We start from the raw sequence: 4,836 nt of genomic DNA on the forward strand, positions 1-4,836 counted from the left end.
GCGGACACGGACCGGTCGAGGGGATGATAGACTTCCCCCACCCGCCACGCTTCGCGTGTCGACCTCCCCCGCAAGCGGGAGAGGTGGAATCCAATCACTCGAACCGAATGCGAATGCCATCGAGCGCGATCCCGCTCGGCGTTGCGGTCCAGACCTCGCCCGGCGCGACTGGCATGGCTTTTGTCAGCGTGCCCGTGCTGATGATCTCGGTAGGCCCGAGCGGCGGATTGACGGGATCGGCAGCCAATTGTCCCACCAGATGATGCAGCGCCGACAGCGGCCCGTCGAGCACGTTGCCGGCGTGGCCGCGGTCGATCAATTGGCCGTTGCAGCTCAGATCGATCTCGAAGCTCGACAGCGTTCGCAGCCACTCGCTGGCTTGCGGCGCGAACGGCTGGCGCGGCCCGATCAATAGCGCGCCGTAAACGCCATTCGCCGCGATTGTGTCGGCGGCAGTGAATTTCCAGCCGGGAAAGATCGACTGCACGATCTCGAAGCCGAGCGCGACCCAGGCGATGCAGGAGGACAGCGCATGCTCGTCCATATCGGCCGAAGGCGTAGAGCCCAGGCCGAAGATGATTTCGGGTTCGATGCGCGGCTCGGAGAAGGGGCGCAGCGCCAGCGCGTCCGTTTCCGCGAGATGCCTGGCGGTTTCGTCGAAGATATAACCCCAGATCGGCTGGTAGACGCCGTATTGCTCCCAGATGGTGCGATTGGTGAATCCGATCTTGCGCCCGGCCACTTTCGAGCCGCGTGCCTGATAGATTTTCCGCACGCGCGGCGTCACGCGATAGGCGTCATCGATGGCGAGACCTTCCGGACGCGAGGAGAACGGCGAAATCTGCCGTGTGTTGATGAGCGCTTCGGCGGCTTCAGCCGCGATCGCGTCAAGGGAAGCGCTGTTCCGGTCCATGGTTCGACCTCACCGCAATATGTGCCGGGGCAGCCACAGCGACACCTCGGGAATGTAGGTGACGACCATCAGCACCAGGAACATCACGCCGTAGAAAGGCCAGATCTTGCGCATCACCTGCTCGATGGTGACCTTGCCGACCGCGCAGCCGACGAACAGGATCGATCCGACCGGCGGATGACACAGGCCGATGCCGAGGTTGAGCATCATGATCATCCCGAAATGCACGGGATCGACGCCGAAATTCTGCATCACCGGCAGCAAAATCGGCGTTCCGATCAGGATCGACGGCGCCATATCGATCAGCGTGCCGAGTATCAGCAGCAGGATGTTGATCAGGAACAGGATGACGTATTTGTTGTCGGAGATCGACAGGAAGAACGCCGTCATCTTGGCCGGCATCTGCGTCAGCGCCATGATGTAGCCGACGCTCGAGGCGCAGGCGATCAGCGTCAGCACCATCGCGACCGTCCGTAGTGTCCGGTGCAGCAGCACCGGCAAATCGCGCCAGCGATAATCGCGGTAGATGAACATCGTGACGAAGAACGCCCAGATGCAGGCCACGGCGCCGGCTTCGATCGCGGTGAAGATGCCGCCCAGAATGCCGCCGAGAATGATGACGAGCGTCACCAGTCCCCAGGCCGCATCGATCGTGATCTTGACCGCGTCCTTGGCAGGCACAGTCTGGCCGCGGGGATGCCCGTCGCGATAGGCAAAGACCAGGCACAGGATGATCAGCGAGAAGCCGAGCAACAGGCCGGGCAGCACGCCGGCCATGAACAGCGCGCTGATCGAGATCGTGCCGCCGGTCGCCAGCGAATACAGCACCGCGTTATGGCTCGGCGGCACCAGCAGCGCCTGAACCGACGAGGTGATGGTGAGGTTGGTCGCGAACACGCGGGGATAGCCGGCTTTTTCCATCTGCGGGATCATCACCGATCCGATCGCAGAGGTGTCGGCGACGGCGGAGCCGGAAATGCCGCTGAGAAAAGTGGTCGCCAGCACATTGACGACGGAAAGTCCGCCGCGCACGCGGGTGAATCCCACCAGCACGTCGGCGAAGGCGACCAGCCGTCGCGCCATGCCGCCTTCCGCCATGATCGCACCCGCCAGCACGAAAAACGGAATCGTCAGCATCGCCACTTTACTGACGCCATCGGATATTTTCAGCATCACCGCTTCGAGGGGAATGCCGATCGACCACGCGCCCACGATCGCCGCCATCGCCAGCGAATAGGCGATTGGCATGCCGATCAGAAAGCAGATCAGCATGGTTGCGAGCAGAATGAAGATATCCATGGCGGTCCCTTTCCCCGATCAGTCGAACGACACGGTGTCATGCGAGTGAGGGATCGGATCGGGCGGGGCGCCCAGGAAAATTCGCTCGATGATGAACAGCAGGAGACAGATGCCGCCGATCGGGATCGGCAGATAAGTCACGCCGACCGACAGGAACGGGAAATCGGCAATCGTGTTGTGCCAGGTCACTTCGACCAGTTGCGCGCCCCAGATGATCATGAACAGCGCGATCAGCGCCATCAACAACTGCACCAGCAGATTGAGCAGGCCGTGATATTGGGCCGGCAATTTGTCGGCGAAGTAGGACACGTTCATATGCAGGTTCAGCCGATAGGCTGCGGCGGCGCCGATGAAGGTCAGCACGATGGTCAGGAGAACCGCGAGCGGCTCGGGCCACGACGCTGCGCTGTTGAGCACATAACGCGTAAACACCGCCCAGGGGATCACGGCTGAAATCAACACCAGCGCGGTACAGCCGACGATGACGCATAGAAGATAGAGGCCATCCATTGCGCGGCGAAACGATGCAGCCATTCCCGGATTCCTGGTTGCCAGACCAAATGCGAGGGGGCGTGCAGCGCGGGCTGCACGCGAAAGCGTCGATGAAACTAGATCGCCCGGATGCGGTCGATCATGCCCTGGTATTTCGGGCCGTACTTTTCCCACACCGGCTTGACCGCATTCTGGAACGGCGTCTTGTCGGCGATCTGGACGATCTGGCTGCCGGCGGCCTTGGCCTTTTCCATCGCCTGGCCTTCGTACTTGTTCCAGAGCACGCGCTCTTCCGCCTGCGCCTCGCGGGCAAATTTCTTGATCAGGGCCTGATCGTCGGCGGAGAGCCCGGTCCAGGCTCGCTTCGAGAACGCCAGCACCTCGGGAATGACGAGATGCTCGGTCAGCGACAGATATTTCGCCGACGTGTAGTGATTGCTGAAGACATAGCTCGGCATATTGTTCTCGGCGCCATCGATCACGCCGGTCTGCAACGCGCTGAACACTTGGTCGTAGCCCATCGCAACGCCGTTGCCGCCGAGCGAATTCATCATGTCGATGAAGATCGGGTTGCCGATGACGCGGAATTTCAGGCCCTTGATGTCGGCGAGCGAATTTACGGGGTGCTTGGTATTGTAGAAGCTGCGCGCGCCGGAATTCATCCAGCACAGCGCGACCAGTCCGGCATTGGCATTGGCGGTGATCTTGTCGAGCAGTTCCTGGCCGATCGGGCCGTCCATGAACTTGTCGGCATGCGCCATGTTGCTGAACAGGAAGGGCATGTTGACGACGTTGATATCGTCAACGATCGGACCCATCGCTCCGGCGCTGACGCGCAGCATCTGGATCGCGCCGATCTGCGTCTGTTCGATGGTTTCCTTTTCGCCGCCGAGTTGCATCGAGGGAAACATCTGGACCGAGAGCCGGCCTTCGGTCGCGGCTTCGAGCTTCTTGCCCAGATTCTCGGTCGCCACCACGGTGGGGTAGCCGACCGGCTGAACGTCGGATGCTTTCAAAACCTGTTTTGCCTGCGCGGATGAAACCGGCAGCAGGCCGCTCGCCAGACCAGCCGTTCCTAACCCGACGCCCAACTTCATGAAATCGCGACGCTTCATCGCGGTCCTCCCCGGTATTGATGAGCGGTCAGTTTCTGACCCGGTTTTTATTGGGAGAGTATTCTCCGCAAGCAAGCTTAGTTCACAAACAACTTGGTTCACAAGCGCAGTTCAGGTCCTAAGCGAGTGGCCGATGCGACGAACGTCGATACAGCCATTGCCCGCCTGCCGATAGCGTGGCAAACTTGTACGATGACCCGACAAGATACGTCAAGCCATCCCGCCGACGCGGCACGGCATTCCCGCAACAAGCTGCTGCGGCCGCTTGGCTCGCCTAAAAGTCTGAGCGCCGAGGTGGTCGACCGGCTGGCCGAGCAGATCATGTCCGGCAAGCTGCCCGCCGGTGCCAAATTGCCCTCGGAGCAGGAAATGATGCGGGGCATGGGCGTCAGCCGCACGGTGGTCCGCGAGGCGGTCTCGGCGCTGCGCGCCCGCGGCCTCGTCGTAACCCGGCAAGGGGCAGGCGCATTCGTCGATCGCGATACCGGCCGTCAGCCTTATGTGATCGATCCCGACGGTCTGGGCTCGCTGGACAGTGTGCTCGATATTCTGGAGCTGCGCATGGCGGTGGAATCCGAGGCCGCCGCGATTGCTAGCGAACGTGCCAGCACGGCTCAAATCAAGGCCATCAAGGAGGCGCAGCGCGTTTTCGTCCGCGCGATTTCAAGCGGCGAGCGCGGCATCAAGGAAGACTTCGCGTTCCATCAGTCGATCGCGCTGGCGACGCAGAACAATCGCTTCGCGGAATTTCTCGAATTCCTCGGGCGGCTGATCATTCCACGCCAGAGCATCCGCTCGTTCGAAGGCAGCCCCGACAGCCTTCGCAAATATCTCGGTCAGATCGAGAAAGAGCACGAGGCGATCTCGCAGGCGATCGCCGCCCGCCTGCCGAAAAAAGCCCGGGAGGCGATGCGCGGGCATCTATTGAAGAGCAGAGAGCGCTACAGGGAGCTGACGTCGAAGAAGGCGGGCGGGTAGGGTAGTCCGGCTTGGTCTGGTGCGCCCCCTATCCTGCGT

General features: G+C 61.6%; 5 protein-coding genes. 1 reads left to right on the forward strand and 4 read right to left on the reverse strand.

Annotation, left to right across the window (positions count from 1 at the left end):
• Window positions 1–94: 94 nt before the first annotated feature.
• The 4 genes from HB676_RS33545 to HB676_RS33560 form a co-directional block, all read right to left on the reverse strand.
• On the reverse strand, window positions 95–913 hold the full coding sequence (locus HB676_RS33545; protein ID WP_213742805.1) for a fumarylacetoacetate hydrolase family protein: 819 nt from the start codon (window positions 911–913) through the stop codon (window positions 95–97).
• A gap of 9 nt (window positions 914–922) precedes the next feature.
• A complete protein-coding gene (locus HB676_RS33550) occupies window positions 923–2,212 on the reverse strand; it encodes a TRAP transporter large permease (RefSeq protein ID WP_213742806.1) in 1,290 nt (429 codons plus the stop codon).
• Window positions 2,213–2,230: 18 nt separating this feature from the next.
• Window positions 2,231–2,746, reverse strand: a complete 516-nt coding sequence (locus HB676_RS33555) for a TRAP transporter small permease (RefSeq protein WP_213742807.1) — start codon at window positions 2,744–2,746, stop codon at window positions 2,231–2,233.
• 74 nt (window positions 2,747–2,820) lie between these two features.
• Window positions 2,821–3,819 carry a TRAP transporter substrate-binding protein gene (locus tag HB676_RS33560; RefSeq protein ID WP_213742808.1) on the reverse strand — a complete coding sequence of 333 codons (999 nt, stop codon included), beginning with the start codon at window positions 3,817–3,819 and terminating at the stop codon, window positions 2,821–2,823.
• Window positions 3,820–4,011: 192 nt separating this feature from the next.
• Between HB676_RS33560 and HB676_RS33565 the strand changes: the two genes are divergently transcribed.
• Window positions 4,012–4,797 carry a FadR/GntR family transcriptional regulator gene (locus HB676_RS33565; protein ID WP_213742809.1) on the forward strand — a complete coding sequence of 262 codons (786 nt, stop codon included), beginning with the start codon at window positions 4,012–4,014 and terminating at the stop codon, window positions 4,795–4,797.
• Window positions 4,798–4,836 lie beyond the last annotated feature (39 nt).

The organism is Bradyrhizobium sp. dw_411 (genome assembly GCF_018449695.1).
In the GTDB taxonomy this organism is placed as follows: domain Bacteria; phylum Pseudomonadota; class Alphaproteobacteria; order Rhizobiales; family Xanthobacteraceae; genus Bradyrhizobium.

Excerpts from the sequence above, each read along its gene's own strand:
- HB676_RS33565 (WP_213742809.1), top strand. The coding sequence starts at position 4,012 with ATGACCCGACAAGATACGTCAAGCCATCCCGCCGACGCGGCACGGCAT.
- HB676_RS33560 (WP_213742808.1), bottom strand. The coding sequence starts at position 3,819 with ATGAAGCGTCGCGATTTCATGAAGTTGGGCGTCGGGTTAGGAACGGCT.
- HB676_RS33545 (WP_213742805.1), bottom strand. The coding sequence starts at position 913 with ATGGACCGGAACAGCGCTTCCCTTGACGCGATCGCGGCTGAAGCCGCC.
- HB676_RS33550 (WP_213742806.1), bottom strand. The coding sequence starts at position 2,212 with ATGGATATCTTCATTCTGCTCGCAACCATGCTGATCTGCTTTCTGATC.
- HB676_RS33555 (WP_213742807.1), bottom strand. The coding sequence starts at position 2,746 with ATGGCTGCATCGTTTCGCCGCGCAATGGATGGCCTCTATCTTCTATGC.